The organism is Aequorivita viscosa (genome assembly GCF_900106795.1).
GTDB classification, from domain to species: domain Bacteria; phylum Bacteroidota; class Bacteroidia; order Flavobacteriales; family Flavobacteriaceae; genus Aequorivita; species Aequorivita viscosa.
This window is the reverse complement of sequence record NZ_FNNS01000012.1, coordinates 16884-37206: the sequence shown is the minus strand read 5'-3', so window position 1 is coordinate 37206 and position 20323 is coordinate 16884. Positions and strand designations below refer to the sequence as shown.

The window sequence follows — 20323 nt, the reverse complement described above, 5'->3', positions numbered from 1 at the left end:
ATAATTTTCGACTACACTTGGAATTGACATTCAGAAGGCCTTTATAGAAACCTCTTAGGCTTCTACACCATTCGCTTCATAAACGCATATTAATCTTCTTTTTCCGTTGTTATGGAGTCATTTTCCATATTCTGGTCGGAATATTTCTTTTCCAATTCTGCCTGAAACTCTTCCATTACGGGTTTTACCGTACTTTCGGGTAAATCGGCAATACGAATATACATTAACCCATCTATCGCATTATTGAATAGTGGATCTACATTAAAAGCAATCACTTTCGCATTTTGCTTAATGTACTTTTTAATAAGCACAGGAATACGCAGACTACCTGGCTCCACTTCATCGATTATTTTATCAAACTTATTCAGATCTGCCTCGCTTGCATCAAAAATAAAGTCTTTGTCAGCATCTTTTAGTTTGACTTTATATTCCTTTTTAGGCTTGATAAATTGTGCCACATACGGATCGTAATAATTCGACTTCATGAATTCTATCATCAAGCCTTTAGAAAACTCCGAAAACTTGTTGCTTATGCTCACCCCTCCAATCAAATAGCGATGTTCGGGAAACCTAAGTGTGGTATGCACAATTCCCTTCCAAAGTAAAAACAATGGCATTGGGCGTTGTTGATATTCTTTAATGATAAACGCCCTTCCCATTTCAATGGATTCGCTCATCATTTCATATAATTCAGGCTCAAAACGAAATAGATCTTGTAAATAGAACCCGTTTATGCCATATCTGGGGAAAATCTCAGAACCTAGCCCCATTCTATAAGCCCCGGCTATTTTCTGCGCCTCATTGTCCCATAAAAACATGTGGTGATAGTAACTATCAAATTTATCTAAATCGGTGCTATTGTTGGTTCCTTCGCCCACTTCGCGAAAGGTGATTTCCCGCAATCTCCCTATTTCTTGTAACACATAAGGTATAGATTGCGCCTTGGCTAAAAACACCTCATAATTTTTACTAGTAAGAAGTCGCTTATCCTCTTGTCGTAGCTTTTCAACTTCGGCCATCATCTTATCGACTGAAATCGGTCCAGCAATTTTCTTTGGCGGCTTCGGAAATTTTAGTGTTTTAGGAATATTATCAAGCAACTTTTTTCGCTCGAAAGCGTTAGAAAGCATATATGTTTTCCTACGAATAAATTGGGTGAAACCAAGGAGGGATTTGTGTTCGTTTTGGTCTTCAACCGAAATAGGATTGCCAATACGCACTTTTATCAATCTATCTTTTTGCGTCAAAAGTTCAGACGGGAGTTTGGCTGTACGCATCGTATCGCTTACACTCGCCATGCGATAAAACATTTTACTGTTTTTAGCATGAAAATATATTGGAACAATAGGCACTTGCGCTTTTTTAACAAGTTTCATTGCACCTTCTTCCCACGGGCGATCTACCAGAAGTCTACCTTCGCGATGTGTAGAAACTTCGCCAGCAGGGAAAATTCCCAAAGGGTGTCCGTCTTGTAAATGCTTTAATGCAGATTTAATACCAACTGTGCTTGATTTTACATCTTTTCTATCCTCGAAAGGATTTACAGGCATTACATAAGGTTTCAATGGTTCGATGCGATGCAGTAAAAAATTTGCTATTATTTTATAATCAGAACGCTGTTCTAGCAGAAGTTTCAGTAGTAAAATACCATCAATACCACCTAATGGGTGATTTGAAATGGTAACAAATGCTCCGTTTTTTGGAATCCGACGTAAATCTTCTTCGGGAATTTCAAAGTTAATTTCAAATTCATCCAGAAGTGCATTTATAAAGTCTAGATTGGTTAAATGCTTATGTTTATCGTAGATTTTGTTGAGGGCACTAATGTTTAGTACCTGCATCAAAGACCAGCCAACGAACGTGCCCATAAAGCCAAATTTGTCTAAACTAATAGCTTTTGCAACTTCTTTTGCATTGACTAATCCCATAAAATTGGAGGTTGTTTATTTCAACAAATATAAGGAAACCATTCGACTCTATTCCTTAATTACTAGCTGTACCGTTTCTTGAGTTTCTTGCTTTAGGAGTACTTGTTTATCTTCCCGAAGTGTCTTTATTTCAGTTGGATTAAAATGGCGAATGGTATAAAGAGCAACATTTTCATTCCATTTTACGCTAAATTTTTCTCGAAGTTTTTCTAACAAAGCATTCAAATTACCGAATTTATCGCTCACACAGACTGAAAAACTGATGGCTGAGTTTTGAATGAGTTCTACTTTCATTTTATACTCATGAAGCCATTTAAAAGCGTCGCCAATGTTATCTTCCATCATAAAACTGAAATCTAAGGACGAAAGGGAAATCAAGACCAAGTCTTTTTTTAGGATAAAACACGAAACTTGAGGTTCCAATGTTACGCCTTTCCCCACGCAAGTACCGCTATCTAATGGTGAGAGAAACGATTTTACATATAACGGAATCTCTTTTCTTTGCAACGGTTGCAATGTTTTTGGGTGAATGACCGAGGCTCCGTAAAATGCCAATTCTATTGCTTCCCGATACGAAATTTTGGAAAGTAATTGTGTTTGTGCAAAATATCTCGGATCGGCATTTAGAACCCCTGGCACATCCTTCCAAATAGTAACGCTTTCGGCGTTTAGGCAATATGCGAAAATTGCAGCAGTATAGTCACTTCCTTCCCGACCCAGCGTTGTTGTAAAATTATTCGTGGTATCTGCTCCTAAAAAACCTTGCGTAATAGTGATACCCGTTGTACTTACTTTTTCTGAAATTTTCTGTTGTGTTATTTCCCAATCTACTTTTGCATCGCGAAAATTATCGTCCGTTTTAATACATTGTCGGGCATCGAGCCAAGTATTTTGAAGGTTACAATCTGAAAAATAATTAGAAAGAATTTTGGAAGAAATCATTTCGCCATAAGAAACTACTTGATCGTAAACAAAGGCATGATTCCGTGATTTGTTGCTATTTAAAAAACTACGTATCTTATCGAAAATAGCTTCCAATTCTGAATAAATTGAATGCGAATTATCGGGAAAAAGTTCTTTTACAATGTTAAGGTGAAAGTCGTAAACAGAAGTTAAGGAAGTGTCGACTTTACCTGACTCAAAATAATAATTTACTACTATTTCCAGCGCATTGGTCATTTTTCCCATTGCCGAAATAACAATCACTAAATCCTTTTCTGCAGTCTGATTGATAACAGAAAGCACATTTTTTATATTCTTGGCATCTCTTGTAGATGCCCCACCAAATTTGAAAATCTTCATTCTTAAATATTTACCGCGGATTGATTTTTCATCACTAATTCACAAATCAATGTGTTTTTGTTAAATGTAAGTGACTAATTAAAATACAGAAAAAAGCTTAAATTCTTTTTCTTCAATACAAAAACGAACTTATTGCAATGTTTTTGCTCAACTATCTTTCCGCTTAATATAATTCTGCAATCCACTTTCGTCCATATGCACCACGCGCCAATCTGTCATTAGTTTTGCACCACTGCGTTCATAAAACCTAATTGCTCCTTGATTCCAATCCAATACATCCCAAGCTACTCGTTTTAGGCCTCTATCATAGGCGTATTGCATTACTTTATTATAAAGAGCTTCGCCTATTCCTTTACCTCGCTCCGATTCTTTTACTATTAAATCTTCTAAATGCAACATTCGGCCTTTCCAAGTAGAAAAACGAAAATAGACCAATGCTGCGCCAACAATTTCGTCCTGTATTTGTGCGACAAAACAAGTAAAAAGCGGAGTTTCACCAAAACCTTCTTTTTCTAAAGTTTCCACAGTTATTTCAACTGCATGAGGTTCGTTTTCAAAAACAGCAAGCTCTTTTATCAGCTCCAAAACCTGTGGCATGTCTTCATTATTAGCTTCTCTAATCAGCATTTTAATATATGATTGGTTTTCGATTTTATAAATTTTTTCTCTCGCAAAGGGGTTTTTCTCTCGCAAAGGCGCAAAATCGCAAAGGGGTCTTCTTGACGGATTTGCGACTTTGCGTGAAACCCCACGGATTCGATTTCAAGTTTTATTGTTTTCCTCTCGCAAAGTCGCAAAGGCGCAAAGGGATTTTCTTGGCGGCTTTGATTTTAACCAATTGTTTCATTTTCATCTTCATCTTCGATTTCGATTTCATTTCATTTCAACAATTGGTTACAAATATCGGTTCAATTTCTTAAAATTCACGATATTTGCGAAAAATTCAGGACACCTTCTATTATGGCAAAAATTAATCAATCTCTCGGCGAGTTCATCATTGAAAACCAAAGTGAATTCAAATATTCCTCTGGCGAACTTTCTAGACTTATTAACTCCATTCGACTTGCAGCAAAAGTTGTGAATCACAAAGTAAACAAGGCCGGGTTAGTAGACATAATAGGTGCTGCAGGCGACCAGAATATTCAGGGAGAAGACCAACAAAAGCTCGATGTTTTTGCAAATGAAGTGTTTATTAATACACTTACCAATCGCGAAATAGTTTGTGGAATTGCCAGTGAGGAGGAAGATGATTTTATTACTATAAAAGGCAGAAACGAAAAGAATGACAACAAATATGTGGTCTTGATTGACCCTCTAGATGGGTCTTCAAATATTGATGTGAATGTTTCTGTAGGTACTATTTTTTCTGTTTATAGAAGAATTACGCCATCGGGATCGCCCGTTACAATTGAAGATTTTTTACAACCCGGCGTAAATCAAGTAGCTGCGGGATATATTGTTTACGGAACCTCAACAATGATCGTTTATACAACTGGGCACGGCGTTAATGGGTTTACATTAAATCCAGCCATTGGAACCTATTATCTATCACATCCAAATATGTGTTTTCCCGAAAATGGTTGCATATATTCAGTAAACGAAGGTAATTATGTACGTTTTCCACAAGGAGTGAAGGACTATATAAAATACTGCCAAGAAGAAGCTGAGGATCGCCCATATACTTCGCGCTATATTGGCTCATTAGTTTCCGATTTTCATAGAAACATGATAAAAGGCGGGATTTATATCTATCCAAGCACTTCTAAAAGTCCTGAAGGTAAACTACGCCTTTTATACGAATGCAACCCGATAGCAATGATTGCTGAACAAGCGGGCGGTAAGGCTAGTAACGGTTTTGAACGAGTTATGGAAATACAGCCTACTACACTTCACCAACGGGTTCCATTTTTCTGCGGAAATACATCTATGGTAGAAAAAGCAGAGGAATTTATGCGGAATGCTAAGTAAATCGTTTCATATAAATAGTTTCTTGCCGATTGCTTGCTGTAATTTCACGAATTATATTGCTTTCGGATTTTATTTACAATAACTTAAATTCATTTTTGAGCATTATATCCACGTTGAAAATAAGGTTCGATTAATAGGCTTATTTATAGATTTTGTCTTCAATTTTTCTATCAGAGCACCTCTGTAATCGCAAAATTTTCAGTTATTTGCATCACAATAATCAATATTAAGTATTGTTATGACCCGATGGAAACTGCTTTTCTTCATTACTGTTATTTTTAGTACAAGTGTTTATTCGCAAGAAGATGCTGCCAATCCTTTCAATTTTAAGTGGGACAACGGCTTTAAGCTTGAAAGTCGAGATTCAATTTTTTCGTTAAAATTTGGAGGTTCTTTAATTATAGATCACGGTTATTTTCAGCAAGACACTGAACTTACCGAAAATTTTGGACCTTTGGTAAGCAAGAGTGGCACTGAGATTAGAAGGGCTCGTTTGTTTTTTTCTGGAGATATTTATCACAACACATATTTTAAATTTCAAGTTGATTTTGCAGGAGATGAGGTTTCGCTTAAAGATGCTTTCATTGGCATTAGCGATATTCCGGTGATTGGAAATATTCAACTAGGTCATTTTAAAGAACCATTTCGTCTTTCGGTGCTTACCAGCGGTAAATACGTAACGTTCATGGAACGAGGCCCAAACAGTTATTTTACTCAGTCCAGAAATAATGGCGCCATGGTGCTTAATGATTTTTTAGATAAGCAACTTTCTTTTCAAATGGGTGCTTTTCGAAATGCAAACAACAATAGCAATGATGCTTTGGCAAACGACGGATACGTACTTACAGGAAGAGTAACGGGAATTCCAATTAGAGATAACGCTACAAAACAACTGTTACATATTGGAGCTGCCTATAGCTTTAGAAAACCAGATAGTAAGGAATATAAAGTATCTGTTAAACCAAATTCTAATTTGGCGGAAAAATATCTAACCACTGGAACAATTGAGTTTGTAAATGACATAAGTTTAGCAAACTTTGAAACAGCCTATATCTACGGACCTTTTTCGATTCAAGCAGAGTATTTAACAGCTTCGGTAAACGCTGTTGATTATCAGTACAACTTTTCAAGTTATTATGGCGAACTGAGTTATTTTATAACGGGAGAAAGCAGAAATTATCGCAGTTCGTACGACGGTTTTGGACGAATTAAACCGAAAAATAATTTTGGAGGCGCACAAAAAGGCCCTGGAGCACTAGAACTGGCTTTAAGATATTCTAAAACAGATTTGGGCGATGAACTATTTATTGTTGAAGCTCAATCGGAATTTGCGTTAGGAATTAATTGGTACCTCAACCCAGTAACGCGCTTGATGTTAAATTATACAAGAACAGATATTGAAAACAAAGGAAATCTAGACGGCATACAAGCTAGATTTCAAATAGATTTTTAGTGAATACTTAATGTTTAGATAACATACCGTTCTAAATTAATTGGCACTTTTGCCGGATAATCGTTCAATCAAAATGGAGAACATATACTTATTAATGATAGTTGCCCTTGTTGGGCTTGCAATTGCAGATTTAGTTGTTGGAGTTAGCAACGATGCAGTTAATTTTCTTAACTCCGCAATTGGGTCGAAAGCAATTCCGTTTAAAGGAATTTTGATCATAGCAAGTTTAGGGATTTTCATCGGGGCTGTCTTTTCAAGCGGTATGATGGAAGTAGCCCGAAAAGGAATTTTTGTTCCAAGCGAATTCTATTTCGACGAAATCATGATCATATTTATGGCAGTAATGATAACCGATATCTTGCTGTTAGATTTTTTCAATACCATCGGACTGCCTACATCTACTACGGTTTCTATTGTTTTTGAACTTTTAGGTGCAGCCGTAATTATGGCACTTATAAAAATTGGAAATAATGACGCCGAAACAATCTCATCGCTTACTAAATACATTAACACAGAAAAAGCGGTTGAAATTATAGTGGGAATTGTCTTGTCCATTGTCATCGCCTTTACCATCGGAGCCATAGTACAATATATTTCGCGCCTTATTTTCACTTTTCACATTGAAAAAAAGATGAAGTATTTCGGTGCCATTTTTGGAGGTCTGGCATTGACGGCAATTAGCTATTTCATCTTCATGAAAGGTTTAAAAGGAACTCCTTTTTACGGAAGTTTTAAAGGTCTAGTCGAAACTAATACCGTAGTAATTATTTCAATTAGTTTTATAATCTGGACAATTTTCTCGCAGTTATTCATGATGATTTTCAAAAAGAGCATTTTGATTATCGTTATTGCCGTGGGTAGTTTTAGTCTTGCTCTAGCATTTGCTGGAAACGATTTAGTAAACTTTATTGGGGTGCCAATGGCGGCCTACCACAGTTATATAGATTGGACTGCCTCTGGAGTTGCTGCTTCAGAATACAGCATGTCGAGTCTTGAAAACGCTGTGCCGGCAGAACCTTTTTTACTATTTGCTGCAGGAGCAATTATGGTGCTTACACTGTGGTTTTCTAAAAAAGCACGAACTGTTTCCGATACTGAAATTGATTTAGCGCGTCAAGGCGAAGGTCACGAAAAATTTAATCCGAATGTTTTCTCTAGAGCTTTGGTTAAAGCTAGTACTCAAATGGCACTAGGTTTAAACAAAATTGTACCGGCATCGCTTCAGAAGAAAATAGACAGTCGTTTTGAAAAACCGGTTATCGATCTTCCGAAGCACAAGGCATACGAGCTACCAGCTTTTGATATGATTCGAGCTTCGATAAACCTTGTGGTAGCGGGAATATTAATTGCTACAGCAACATCTATGAAACTGCCGCTTTCTACTACTTACGTAACCTTTATGGTGGCAATGGGTACATCTCTGGCCGACAGAGCTTGGGGACGGGAAAGTGCTGTTTATCGCGTTGCGGGAGTGCTTAAAGTAATAGGAGGCTGGTTTTTTACTGCATTTGTCGCATTTACTGCCGCCGGAACACTTACTTATTTAATCTATATTGGAAGAGGAGCAATGATTGCTGTATTGTTATTACTAGCTGTTCTTTTATTAGTTAGAAATTACATTTCGCATAAAAATAAAGTGAAGCTTAAATTAAATAGTGGAGGCCTTAAGAAAACGGAAAGCAAAACCGTTCAAGGTATTATTCATGAGAGTGCCGAGAATATTGGCAACGTGGTTTCCCGCTCGAACAAGATTTATACCGATATGCTTCGCGGACTTGCAAAACAAGACACTAAAAAGCTTAAGAAAAGCAAGAAAGGTGTGAAGAAGTTGAATGATGAAGTAGAAGAATTGCGAGATAATATTTTCTATTTCATTAAAAACCTTGATGAAACCAGTGTTCGGGGAAGTAACTTTTATATTATTATTTTAGGATACTTAACAGATGTGGTTCAATCATTAGAGTTTATATCGAAGACGAGTTACAAGCACGTTAATAATAATCATAAGGCACTCCGATTTAATCAAATAAAAGATTTACAAGAAATAGATCGACACTTAGAAGAGCTTTTAAATGAAATTGAAGACATCTTTAACAAGAATGAATTTGAAAGAATAGGTAAAATATTGGATAATAAAGATGAAATATTCAATAGCCTTTCGCTAAAAATCGAAAAGCAAGTAGCGCGCACACGTACAGAAGAATCAAGTCCTAAGAACACAACTTTGTATTTCAGTTTGTTGTTAGAAACAAAAGATTTGGTTTCGGCATTAATGAACTTGATGCAAGAATATTATTCAAGCTACAAAAAAGCTTAATCAGTTGAGAGACTGAGTAGACAACTTGGAAACTTCGTTAGTCTCAAATTAAGTTAAAGCTAGATTTACTTCGGTATTTCTAGCTTTTTCTTTTGAAGTTTGGTAGTTGTCAAGTTTCGTGCAAACCCCACTTACGAAGCCATGAGGTAGTTCGCTAACGATGGAAAGCACTAATATAAAGTGATGTTTTTAAAGGAAAAGATTGGCGACATGCTCTGGGATTATAACTGGGCGGCGTGTTTCTCCGTCTAATAAACACCATAGCGTTTGTGCTTCAATAATTGTTTTGCCATCTGAAATTCGAACTATGCGATAGTGTCGCTCACTTCGGACACCTTTATGCGAGTCGATCCAGGTTTGCACTTCGAGTTCTTCACCCAAAAAAGAAGCGTTTTTATATGAAATATTGTGATTGAGCACGACCCAAACGTATTTCTCGCGCAACTTGGCATCGGTTTTAAATTTCCAGTGGGCTTCGGCAGCTTCAAGACACCATTGCAAATAGATAACGTTATTAACGTGGTTTAGCACATCTATTGCGGAAGTAGGAACTGTAAATCGGTGAGTAAATACTTTCGAATTCAAAATCCTAAAATTAGTTTAGCGATGAGGAAGTAGGTGAAAATTCCAAAAACATCATTACTTGTAGTAATAAACGGACCCGTTGCTACAGCCGGATCAATTCCTCTTCTATGTAGAAAAATAGGAATAAGGTTTCCAACAATTGCAGCAAGTATAATAACTGTAATCAATGCCACCCCGATACTTAATGACTCCAGGTAACTTGTATAGAAAATAAAATGACTAATAAACAGCACGATAATAGCGATTGAAATTCCGTTGACCAATGCAACCGTAGTTTCTCGTACTATTCGTGCAAATAAATGCCCTTTCAACGAATCGTTTGCCAATCCTTGAACAATTATGGCGCTAGATTGAACCCCGACGTTTCCAGCCGTTGCCTGAATTAAAGGCACAAAAATAAGTAGTTTGGGATAGGTGCTGAGAATAACCTCAAAGTTGGATATAATTGTTGCTGCACCCAGGCCGCCCATCATTCCAATCATTAACCAAGGCAAACGTGCTTTGGTTTGTTTAAAAAGGCCATCACTTGCTTCAACGTCTTGGCTAATACCTGCTGCCATTTGATAATCACGTTCAGCTTCTTCTTTTACGTAATCTAGAATATCATCAATGGTAATTCTCCCTACTAAAATGCCTTCGTCATCGACTACGGGAATTGCTTCAAGATCATATTTCTGCATAATACGAGCCACTTCGTTGGCTTCTGTATGAACAGTTACATAATCTACTTTTGGAATATACACCTCGCTAATATGGGCTCTTTGGTGGGCAGTAAGTAAATCTTTTAATGATAGCCTTCCCTTTAATCTTCCCTCTTTATCGGTAACATAAATGGAGTGAACGCGCGTAACGTTTTCGGCTTGTCTACGCATTTCCCGAACACAACCTGCCACAGTCCACGATTCTTTTACGCTCACCAGCTCCTTCGCCATTAATCCACCTGCAGTATCTTCGTCATAGCGCAAAAGATCAACAATATCGGCGGCGTGGGTGGTGTCCTCAATATGTCCGATAACTTGTTTCTGGATATCGTCATCGAGTTCGGCGATAATATCGGCCGCGTCATCGGTATCCATTTCATCAAGCTCATCGGCAATTTCGGATGGTGTAAGGTTGTCTAAAATACTTTCCCGCAGATCGTCATCGAGTTCGATAAGAATTTCGCTGGTTACTTCACTATCGAGAAGTTTTACGATATATGTAGCCTCATCAGTGTCGAGTTCTTCTAGGAGCTCGGCGATATCGGCAAAGTGATATTCTTTTAAAAGCGCCTCTAAAGCCTCGCCATTATCATCTGCAATAAGTTTTTCAACCTTCTCTATAAATTCATCTGTCAGTTGAAATCGCATCGTTTTCTAGTTTTTGGGTGAGCGCAATAAATTCTGAAACCGAAAGTTGTTCAGGACGTTGGCCAAAGATAATATCTTCTTTTATTCTATCGGAAAGATCAAAGGATTTTAGACTGTTCCGAAGTGTTTTTCTGCGTTGTTGAAAAGCGGTTTTTACCACTCTATAAAAGAATTTTTCATCACACGGGATTGAATAATCTTTCTTTCTTGTTAACCGCAACACGCCACTATCTACTTTTGGTGGCGGATTAAAAACTGAGGGCGGAACCGTGAACAGGTATTCGGCATCATAAAACGCTTGAGTCAGCACCGAAAGAATTCCATAGGCTTTACTTCCCTCCTTTTCACAGATTCGCTGCGCCACTTCTTTTTGAAACATCCCGGTAAACTCCGGAATTCGATCTTTCCATTCCAACATTTTGAAAACGATTTGAGTGGAAATATTGTACGGAAAGTTACCGGTTATTGCGAATTGTTCGTCACCAAAAAGTTGTGTGATATCAAACTTCAAAAAATCACCTTCAAGAATTTCCAGGTTTTTGTTGGGATAGTTTTCTTTTAAGTAGTCAATAGATTCTGAATCGAGATCCATGGCAATTACAGCAACATCCTTTTCAATTAGATATTTGGTCAGCACGCCCATTCCGGGACCTATTTCCAATACGTTTTTATATCCTTCGAGCGTTAGGGTATCGCCAATTCTTTCAGCAATCACCTCATCTTTAAGGAAATGTTGGCCAAGGTGTTTTTTGGCGCGCACTTCTCCTTGATTTGGTTTGGAATATGTTTTATTACTCTTTTGGATGTTTTTTGCCATGTTTCTTTTAAGCGCTACAAACTTTATGATTTTTGGTTGTTTTTGAAAAGTTCATTATGAGCTTCCCCTATAACTTCTAGTTCTGTTCTAAAAGCTATAAATTTTCCTTCAAAAGCCTTGCTATGGCCACGAAGTTCTTCCGCATTTTCGTCATAATATTTCTGAAGCGTTTCTTTACTATCGGTCGTATATTGAACGGAATATGTTGTACCGCCCATTTCTTCTTCTACAACCACACGTGTCATGAGCGCTTTACTGAATTTTCCAGTAGCGAGCATGGCGGGAATGTGTTCAGAAATCATCCACTGTAACCAGCGGTCGTGAATTACCTGTTCTACGTTTATTGTTACGTTGTATATGTACATATTTTTTAATTTATGGCATCGCCTCGTAGCATTCTAAACCTTTTGCGGGCTTCGACAAAATAAATACTATCGGCGTGATTAAATATTATTTGTTCGTATTGATATTTAGCTTTGTCTGGCTCATCTAATTTAGTTTCATAAATTTGAGCCAATCGGTAGTGGGCGTCGTCTGCCAAGATATCGTCTTTGTAAAATTCTATGATTTTTAGATAGTTTTCGATCGCCTTTATATAAGCACCTGTCTTTTCAAAAAGTTCTCCTTGTTTTAACAATGCTTCATCTTCGATAGATTCACCTTTATGATCTACCAACACTTCATCGAGCACCGCGATTGCTTCTGTATTTCGTTCTTGAAACGCCAATAAATCGGCACGTGCATATTTTTTTAAAGCCGTTTGAGTAGAATCTTCCAACGAGTTATCCCTGATCATTAAACTCAATTCCATAGCGTCGTTGGCTATTAACTGTGAAGTTGATTTTTTCAAGACATCGAGTTGAACTTGTGTCCATTCAAAATCTCCTTTAAAATAGCTGGTTCGAGCCACTTTAAATCGTGCTTCTTGCGCAAGCACATCGTTTTGCACCTTGTTTTGAATTTGTGAATAATAGATTAAAGCAGCATTAAATTTTTCGTCAAAAACCAAAATATCGGCGAGTTCCATTTTTACCCGAGCCTCTTGATAGCTGGTTAATGCCTGTTTTGTCAACGCCTTTAAATTTTCGATTGCAACTTCTTTCTTATTGTTTTTAAACGCCAAAAAATGGTTGTAATCTATTTGAAGCAAATAGGTGTCTTTACCCCTTCCAAATTCATCTAACAGTGCTTCAAATTTGTTTTCTACTGCAGCGTATTTTTCGGGAGTTGCAGTTTCGACTTCCATTTTCATTAGAATTTGATATGCCTGCAACCTGTTTTGTGGGGTAAACGAATTTTCGATTACGAAATTTATTATTTCCCTTCCGTTTTCGTAATCCTTGTCGCCGATGGCTATGTAGGCTAAATCGACAATACTGCTAAGATCTTCGTCTACTCGTTTATAAATTGCTTTTTCTTGCGTAAATGCTTTTTTATATTCTTTTTGCTGAATAAAAAGCCAGCTAAGTAATTCGTTATATAGCGTTTCTGGATTTTGTTGGGAGCGCTTTAAAAGCGTTCTTCTAAGCACCGAATTAGCCTCGTTTAATGGATCTTCTGTAATATAAAGACTGAAATAACGTTGGGCTGTACTTCTAAAACCTTTGTTCTTTTCTATGATATCCAGGTAACTCTCGAACATTTTTTCCAGATTGCCCTGTTCGCCATAAATTTGTGCCAACTGCATACTGTAATCCACTCTTTCATTAAGTTCCATTGCTTTTTTATAAGCAGCGATTGCTTCATCTAGCAAACTGTATTTTTCGAATGTGTTTCCAATAGTGTAGCCAAAGTTTGGATTGCTTTCGACCGCCTCAATTGCTTTGTTATAACTCTCGACAGCTAATTCAGTTTTGTTCTGAAGCGAATAGTTATAACCTAGCTCTACGAAAAGTTGCGGGTAGTTGCGTGCATTGCTTAATTTTTGTTTCAGTAACTGTTCTGCTTCTGAAAAATTTTCGAGCTGTTGGTGACTTTTAACTAAGCCTATGAAATAATCGATTCGGTTTGGTTGCTGTACACTAAGCTTTTCGTAAACAAGAAGTGCTTTTTCAAACTCGCCTTGTTCAAAATAATTTTTTGCTAAAGCACTGCTCTGGGAAAATCCAGAAACAAAGGTTAACAGTAAGAATATAGTACAAAAAATGCGCATGGTGTAAATATAAGGAAATGCCCCGATTGCTATGGGGTTCTGGAATTATTTATCAAAAATCGAACCTTATCAAAAAAAGGGCCAGCATAAAGCCAATCCCTTTTATATTAAAACTTGCAAAGTAAAACAATATTGGGGTTAGCCCAAATTGTCCAAATTTAAATCGTCTATAACGTCCCAAGTATCGTCGAGACTCATATTTTCTCCTTCCGTTTCGATATAAAAACGGTTTTTTTCCATAAATTGAATTTTGCTTTCACTATTGTCTTTGCGGTATTCTAAAATTACCTTTTTGCCATTTTTGGTTTCGGTTTTTCGAATTTCATATTCATCTTCCTCTTCAAAATCCTGACTCAGCATCATTCGCATAGACGCGGTTAAGGTAGCTCCCATTTGGCCTGCACCATCAATTAGTTTTACATGAAACTTTTTTGATTTGTCTTCGTTGGCATAGGTAGCTTCAATTGAAGAAATGCCCATCATTCCCACTTCGCCTGCCTTATAGCTTATACGTTTCATACCTTCAACTTCATCTGGCAACCACTCTTTTAATTCTGCATTGGTAAGTGGTGTTACTTCAGCTAAATCCTTGATGTCGTCCTGCATTTTATTTATTTCATTAACGGCATTGGAGGTGTTGGAAACCGTTTCTTGTGTTTCCTGAATTTTTTTACTCACTGGATTGTCTTTACAGGCTACCAATGAAGCGCAGAAAAGTAATAAGAATAAATACTTTTTCATAATCTTAAAATTTTAGTTCGTTGATTTAATTTTGAATACTAATATACTCAAAATCAGGTTAACTAAATATAAGTTATAAAAGTGATTATGGAAAATTACATTTGAGAAGCTACTTTCTCCAACTCGGCATACCAGTTTTCGCCAAATTTTCTAATAAGGGCAGTTTTTACAAATTTGTAAACAGGAACTTGTAGTTCTTTTCCTAAAGTACAAGCATCGTCGCAAATAGGCCAGCGATGATAGTTTACTGCTGCAAACTCACTATATTCCTGAACGCGAACAGGATATAAATGACACGAGACAGGTTTTTGAAAATCGATTTTGCCTGCATTATAGGCATCTTCTATTCCACAACCGGCTGTTCCGTTTTCAGAAAAAGTAACATAAGCACACTCCTTGCCTTCTACCAACGGTGTTTCAAATTCGCCAAGGTCAGATTCTATATGTGTGCCTTGTTTTTCAATTGAAGCGACACCCTCGGGGCGAAGAAAGGGTTTTACTTTTGGATAGATTTCTTTTAAAATATCTATTTCTTCAGGAGTAACAGGTGCTCCCGCTTCTCCTTCGATACAACAGGCACCTTTGCATGCGCTGAGATTGCACACAAAATCCTTTTCGATTATATCTTCTGATACTATTGTTTTTCCAAGCTGAAACATGCCGCAAAGATAAATTGTTTCCTGAATCTAGCTAATGGAAAATTATACATTTATTAACTACTAATAAATCAATTAGTTCAGATAATAATTTCTACTTTTGCGCCCTCAAAAAAAAAATCGAGATGAATTTTAATTTTAAAGAAATAGCCACAGCCACAATGGTACTTTTTGCAGTAATTGATATTATTGGCGGAATTCCCATCATTATAGGTCTTCGTGAAAAAGCTGGAAAAATACATTCTGGAAAAGCTTCTATTATTGCCATGATTGTAATGATTGTTTTCTTAATTCTTGGAGAAAAAATCTTGAAATTAATTGGTATTGATGTAAGCGAATTTGCTGTAGCAGGTGCGTTAATCCTGTTTTTTATCGCGTTGGAAATGATTTTAGGAGTTACCCTTTTTAAAGAAGGCGACGAAAACCCAAATATGGCATCTTACTTTCCGTTGGTTTTCCCTCTTTTAGCCGGCCCTGGAAGCTTAACAACCTTAATATCGCTTAGAGCAGAATACGCTCTTGAAAACATCATTGTTGCTATTGTAGTGAACATTATAATAATTTATGCGGTACTGAAAACCTCTGGAAGACTACAAAGATTTTTGGGAACAAATGGAATTGCTATAATAAAGAAAATATTTGGTGTAATTTTGTTGGCGATTGCTGTAAAGCTATTTACTTCAAATATTCAAGGACTTTTTAATTAGTTTTAAATATTTGAATCTTAAAAGTATATAGGTGGTGCTGTAATTTTTCAACTTCGCCTATATACTTTCAAAATCATCGAAATAAAAAATAATACCATGAAGATTTTTATTTACTTTTTGATTGCTGCCTCAGTAGGTATAATTGTTTATAATGCCACCAAACTGGATTTTGGCAACTTATTTGTAGGAGATAGCTCTATTGCGCTTTTCGGGGTTCTTTCTGGCTTGTGTGCAATTTTGGTACTCTCTATTTTTTTGATTTCACAAAAGATAGCTGCAAAATTGAAAAAATAGAAGCTCTATTTTTCATCCAAATGCCCTTTACCTTCTAACTCTAGAACTTTTAAGATCATAGGGTCTTTCTCGTTTAGAATAATTTCATATTCGTTAGGGCCATAAAGCTGTTGGGCTATATTTGCTTTTATGGTTCTTTTCAACTCTTCGGTATACCCTGAAAGATCTATATGAGCTTGATCAAATTTGGCATATTCAAGAAATTCATTCGATAATTTATCATCTACTTCAAACTTGGTTCTGAAATCCTCAAAATTCATTCCGCTAAAAATAGTTCGATTTTTTTCGAGATATTCAAAAATAAAATAGCTTAAAAACCCACTTCTTGAAACGTATTGGATGGTTTCATTTTCCATGCTCGTATCCTTTGGAATAAACACATCCGGAATAATACCACCACCACCGTACACTACTTTTCCTTTTGGAGTAACATAGCGTAAAGAATCTGCTACCTTAATACTGTCGGCATGGAGCAGTTCTCCATTTCGGTACCGTTTTTCATAATCGCTATAATACGATTCGTTCCCTTGTCCGTAAGGTTTTTGAATAGATCTACCGGTAGGCGTGTAGTATCGGGCGATGGTTAATCTAACGGCACTTCCATCGCCTAGCGACATTTCCCGCTGCACCAAACCTTTTCCGAAAGACCTTCTGCCAATAATGGTTCCTTTGTCGTTATCCTGAAGTGCACCCGCGACAATTTCACTAGCCGAAGCCGAATTTTCGTTGATAAGGACATATAGTTTTCCGTGTTCAAAATCTCCACGGCGAGTGGCGTAAGTTTTGTTTATTTCGCCACTTTTATTCTTAGTGATTAACACCAGTTTTTTATTCCCCAAAAACTCATCTACCACCCTTTCGGCCGTTGAAATGTAGCCTCCTGGATTATTGCGAAGATCTAATACCAATTTGGTAATACCTTCATCTTTCAATTTATCCAAGGCTATTTTGAATTCGTTGAAAGTAGTTTCGGAAAATCGGTTTAACTTAATATAGCCTAAGTCGTCGGTTAGTTTATACGAAGCATCTACACTTATTAACGGCACTTCTTTTCTTCGCAGGCTTATATTCAATTTTTCGTTTTGGCTAGGCCTGTAAATTTCTAAAGCAACTTTACTATTTATAGAACCCTTTAAATAATTAGTAATGCTGTCGCGTTCTATCAATTCTCCGAATAGCTTTTTACCATCGGCATAGATAATTCGGTCGCCGGCTTTAATTCCTGCATTATAAGCAGGTCCGCCAGTTATTGGTCGAATTACAGCAATACTATCTTTATAAATATAAAAGCTAACCCCAATACCAATAAAAGCCCCACGCATATCGTCGGCGCTATGAGCATATTCCTTTTTCGGAATGTAAACCGAATGCGGATCGAGGTTCTCGAGAATTGCGTTTACGGTAACATCAACAATACTGTCTGTGTTAACCTCATCAACGTATTCATAATCGATATAATCGATAAGCCTATTGAGCTTGTCCTTTTTTGAATTGGTTGCGAATATTTTTTTAGTAGTATCGTTAAAATTCAGTTTAGAACCGATTAAAACACCAGAGGCGAGCGCCAGTCCAACCCATAAAGGCAAGTACTTTTTAAGGTTGTTACGTGATTTTGAGGTGTTTTCTTTCATTATTCTGAATCCAAATCAGGAATGTGTTCAATTTTCACCCCTGCTTTTTCTAAAAATGCGATACCGGCATTATCTTTATATTCATCTTTATAAACTAGTCTTGTAATTCCCGCTTGATGAATCAATTTACTGCATTCTTTACAAGGCGACATGGTAATATAAAGCGTAGCACCTCGACAAGCTTGGGTAGAGGAGGCTACTTTTAAAATAGCATTGGCCTCTGCGTGTAATACATACCATTTTGTAAACCCTTCATCATCTTCACAAATATTTTCAAAGCCAGTGGGAGTGCCGTTATAGCCATCGCTTATAATCATTTTGTCCTTAACAATAAGCGCGCCAACCTGTCTGCGTTTGCAATAGGAAAGTTTGCTCCATTCCTTTGCCATTCGTAAGTAGGCTATGTCGTAGGTGTGTTGTTTACTATGTTTCATCTGTAAATATTCAAAAATAGTAGCACGGAATCCAAATTTACCTCTATTGAGTTACAAATAGTTAACAGGTATTTCCAGCTATAAACTAGAAAGCGAAATTAATGTGAACTTACGCCACTACCAAAAAAACCTTACTAACTTATTGCTAAATGAGTTTATGAGGTTTATTAGTTGGAGACAGATTGAATATTTATGGTTAAAAAACCTCTTTTGAACTAGGAAAACAATTGAAATTAATCTAAAGTCGGTACTATGTAGGTACAATTTACCAAAATAAAAACGCATCTATTTGTGAATCAAATAAATGCGTTTTTTTATCAGTACTCGAGGCGGGAATCGAACCTGCCTGCGTGCCTTCGGCAGGCAGGCCTGCCTGCCGAAGGCACGACAGGCAGGCCCGCACGTCTTGCGACATTGGATCTTGAACCCAACGCTACTTATTTAAGGAATCCCTCATTTTTCGAAGTTGTCTTTTCCCAGTTCCTGATTTCCAATACTTCTCGCGCAATCTTGCATCAACCCTATTGCCCGCAACTTCGGAATAAAGTAATATATATGGGCAATACGGCTTTGTAGTTCTTTCATAGCCTCCGTTATGCTGTTTCAAACGACGGTCAATATCATCGGTCATTCCGACATAAATATAGTTTTTGGACAAACTTGAAATGGCATAAACAAAAAACATAATTAAATATAAAAAAAATCCCTGAACGAGATAAGTCGTAAAGGGATTTCGTACTCGAGGCGGGAATCGAACCCGCACGTCTTGCGACATTGGATTTTGAATCCAACGCGTCTACCAATTCCGCCACTCGAGCAATTGGGGTTGCAAAAATAAGTAAATATTTTAGAATATCTCGAAAAATTTTGTTGCGTATTTTTTTTAAGATGACTAACCATTAATCTTTACCTTTGCGACGTATCCATCAAAACCTACAATTATGCCAACTCTTGCCCCCGAACCTAAGATTTTTGCCTGTAAACAAAGTGAAGCCCTTGGAAAAGATATCGCCGAAGCCTTTGGAATTCCATTAGGAAAAGTCATAACTTCTCACTACTCCGATGGCGAATTCCAGCCGTCTTTTGAAGAGTCGGTGCGTGGAAGCCGCGTATTTCTGATAGGATCTACTTTCCCAAACAGCGACCACCTAATGGAGCTTTTGCTTATGATTGATGCTGCGAAAAGATCTTCAGCTAGACATATCACTGCCGTGCTACCCTATTTTGGCTGGGCACGCCAAGACAGAAAAGACAAACCAAGAGTACCGATTGCGGCAAAACTAGTTGCAAAAATGCTTGAAGCCGCAGGTGCTACTCGAATTATTACTATGGATTTGCACGCAGATCAAATTCAAGGATTCTTCGAAAAACCAGTAGATCACCTTTTCGCATCAACCATTTTCCTGCCATACCTACGGAGTCTAAATCTTGAAAACCTCACCATTGCATCACCAGATATGGGAGGTTCAAAACGTGCGTATGCCTATTCCAAATTCTTGAATAGCGATGTGGTTATATGTTATAAGCAGCGTGAAAAAGCGAATGTTATCTCGCATATGGAACTAATTGGAGATGTAAAAGGAAAAAATGTAGTACTAGTTGATGATATGGTAGATACTGCTGGAACGCTTACTACCGCAGCCGACTTAATGATGGAGCGCGGAGCCTTAAGTGTTCGTGCAGTTTGTACGCACCCATTACTTTCAGGAAATGCTTACGAGCGAATAGAAAAATCGCAGTTATTAGAATTGATTGTTTCAGATTCTATCCCAACAAAGCCGAATGATAAAATTAGAGTAATAACTTGTGCTAAGCTTTTTGCAGATGTTATGTTGAGTGTAAACGCAAACAAATCTATTAGCGGTAAATTTTTAATGTAGCTTCGGAACGATTCCGATAAAACGCACTAATTCATTTTGTCGGAATCACTCAGTTGCCTTTTATTCGTTAAATAACGGACCCTCATTGAATGTATTTCTAATATAAATA

General features: G+C 37.1%; 19 protein-coding genes and 1 tRNA gene. 6 read left to right on the top strand and 14 right to left on the bottom strand.

Annotated features, from left to right (window positions below; all coding sequences use genetic code 11):
* Positions 1–89: 89 nt before the first annotated feature.
* From BLW28_RS08560 to BLW28_RS08550, 3 genes are all read right to left on the bottom strand, one after another.
* Entirely contained in the window at positions 90–1928 is a 1839-nt protein-coding gene (locus BLW28_RS08560; RefSeq protein ID WP_073217830.1) for a GNAT family N-acyltransferase, read from the bottom strand.
* 48 nt (positions 1929–1976) lie between these two features.
* Positions 1977–3230, bottom strand: coding sequence for an aspartate kinase (locus tag BLW28_RS08555; RefSeq protein WP_073217827.1), 1254 nt, complete (start codon positions 3228–3230; stop codon positions 1977–1979).
* Between the two features lie 147 nt (positions 3231–3377).
* Complete coding sequence (locus tag BLW28_RS08550; RefSeq protein WP_073217974.1) at positions 3378–3857, bottom strand: GNAT family N-acetyltransferase; 480 nt, start codon at positions 3855–3857, stop codon at positions 3378–3380.
* A 333-nt stretch (positions 3858–4190) separates the two neighbouring features.
* Between BLW28_RS08550 and fbp the strand changes: the two genes are divergently transcribed.
* The 3 genes from fbp (at position 4191) to BLW28_RS08535 (ending at position 8968) form a co-directional block, all read left to right on the top strand.
* On the top strand, positions 4191–5198 hold the full coding sequence (fbp, locus tag BLW28_RS08545) for a class 1 fructose-bisphosphatase (RefSeq protein WP_073217824.1): 1008 nt from the start codon (positions 4191–4193) through the stop codon (positions 5196–5198).
* A gap of 238 nt (positions 5199–5436) precedes the next feature.
* Positions 5437–6651, top strand: a complete 1215-nt coding sequence (locus BLW28_RS08540) for an OprO/OprP family phosphate-selective porin (RefSeq protein WP_073217820.1) — start codon at positions 5437–5439, stop codon at positions 6649–6651.
* A gap of 73 nt (positions 6652–6724) precedes the next feature.
* The gene (locus BLW28_RS08535) at positions 6725–8968 is read left to right on the top strand and encodes an inorganic phosphate transporter (RefSeq protein WP_073217818.1); all 2244 of its coding nucleotides are present in this window, start codon (positions 6725–6727) and stop codon (positions 8966–8968) included.
* 189 nt (positions 8969–9157) lie between these two features.
* Here BLW28_RS08535 and BLW28_RS08530 read toward each other — a convergent pair whose 3' ends face one another.
* The 7 genes from BLW28_RS08530 to BLW28_RS08500 all read right to left on the bottom strand — a co-directional run bounded on the left by BLW28_RS08530 (position 9158) and on the right by BLW28_RS08500 (position 15271).
* Positions 9158–9553 carry an acyl-CoA thioesterase gene (locus BLW28_RS08530; protein WP_073217813.1) on the bottom strand — a complete coding sequence of 132 codons (396 nt, stop codon included), beginning with the start codon at positions 9551–9553 and terminating at the stop codon, positions 9158–9160.
* Positions 9550–10902 carry a magnesium transporter gene (mgtE, locus tag BLW28_RS08525; protein ID WP_073217810.1) on the bottom strand — a complete coding sequence of 451 codons (1353 nt, stop codon included), beginning with the start codon at positions 10900–10902 and terminating at the stop codon, positions 9550–9552. Before mgtE ends, BLW28_RS08530 begins: the two co-directional genes overlap by 4 nt.
* Entirely contained in the window at positions 10880–11719 is an 840-nt protein-coding gene (gene rsmA / locus BLW28_RS08520; protein ID WP_073217807.1) for a 16S rRNA (adenine(1518)-N(6)/adenine(1519)-N(6))-dimethyltransferase RsmA, read from the bottom strand. Before rsmA ends, mgtE begins: the two co-directional genes overlap by 23 nt.
* A gap of 23 nt (positions 11720–11742) precedes the next feature.
* Positions 11743–12084: a DUF4286 family protein gene (locus tag BLW28_RS08515; RefSeq protein WP_073217805.1), complete on the bottom strand. Its 342-nt coding sequence runs from the start codon at positions 12082–12084 to the stop codon at positions 11743–11745.
* Positions 12085–12089: 5 nt separating this feature from the next.
* Complete coding sequence (locus BLW28_RS08510; RefSeq protein WP_073217802.1) at positions 12090–13871, bottom strand: tetratricopeptide repeat protein; 1782 nt, start codon at positions 13869–13871, stop codon at positions 12090–12092.
* A gap of 138 nt (positions 13872–14009) precedes the next feature.
* The gene (locus tag BLW28_RS08505) at positions 14010–14612 is read right to left on the bottom strand and encodes a putative periplasmic lipoprotein (RefSeq protein WP_073217800.1); all 603 of its coding nucleotides are present in this window, start codon (positions 14610–14612) and stop codon (positions 14010–14012) included.
* A 95-nt stretch (positions 14613–14707) separates the two neighbouring features.
* Positions 14708–15271, bottom strand: coding sequence for a DUF3109 family protein (locus tag BLW28_RS08500; RefSeq protein WP_073217797.1), 564 nt, complete (start codon positions 15269–15271; stop codon positions 14708–14710).
* Between the two features lie 122 nt (positions 15272–15393).
* Between BLW28_RS08500 and BLW28_RS08495 the strand changes: the two genes are divergently transcribed.
* Entirely contained in the window at positions 15394–15975 is a 582-nt protein-coding gene (locus tag BLW28_RS08495) for a MarC family protein (protein WP_073217794.1), read from the top strand.
* A gap of 96 nt (positions 15976–16071) precedes the next feature.
* Entirely contained in the window at positions 16072–16269 is a 198-nt protein-coding gene (locus tag BLW28_RS08490; RefSeq protein WP_073217792.1) for a hypothetical protein, read from the top strand.
* 5 nt (positions 16270–16274) lie between these two features.
* Here BLW28_RS08490 and BLW28_RS08485 read toward each other — a convergent pair whose 3' ends face one another.
* The 4 genes from BLW28_RS08485 to BLW28_RS08470 form a co-directional block, all read right to left on the bottom strand.
* Positions 16275–17900, bottom strand: a complete 1626-nt coding sequence (locus BLW28_RS08485) for a S41 family peptidase (RefSeq protein WP_073217789.1) — start codon at positions 17898–17900, stop codon at positions 16275–16277.
* Complete coding sequence (locus tag BLW28_RS08480; protein WP_073217786.1) at positions 17900–18334, bottom strand: deoxycytidylate deaminase; 435 nt, start codon at positions 18332–18334, stop codon at positions 17900–17902. Before BLW28_RS08480 ends, BLW28_RS08485 begins: the two co-directional genes overlap by 1 nt.
* Before the next feature lie 433 nt (positions 18335–18767).
* Positions 18768–19019, bottom strand: coding sequence for a GIY-YIG nuclease family protein (locus BLW28_RS08475; RefSeq protein ID WP_073217783.1), 252 nt, complete (start codon positions 19017–19019; stop codon positions 18768–18770).
* A 51-nt stretch (positions 19020–19070) separates the two neighbouring features.
* Positions 19071–19152 (bottom strand) — tRNA-Leu (locus BLW28_RS08470).
* 123 nt (positions 19153–19275) lie between these two features.
* Here BLW28_RS08470 and BLW28_RS08465 point away from each other — a divergent pair.
* Positions 19276–20214 (top strand): ribose-phosphate pyrophosphokinase, encoded by a 939-nt coding sequence (locus tag BLW28_RS08465; protein WP_073217778.1) that lies wholly within the window; start codon positions 19276–19278, stop codon positions 20212–20214.
* The last annotated feature ends 109 nt before the right edge of the window (positions 20215–20323 follow it).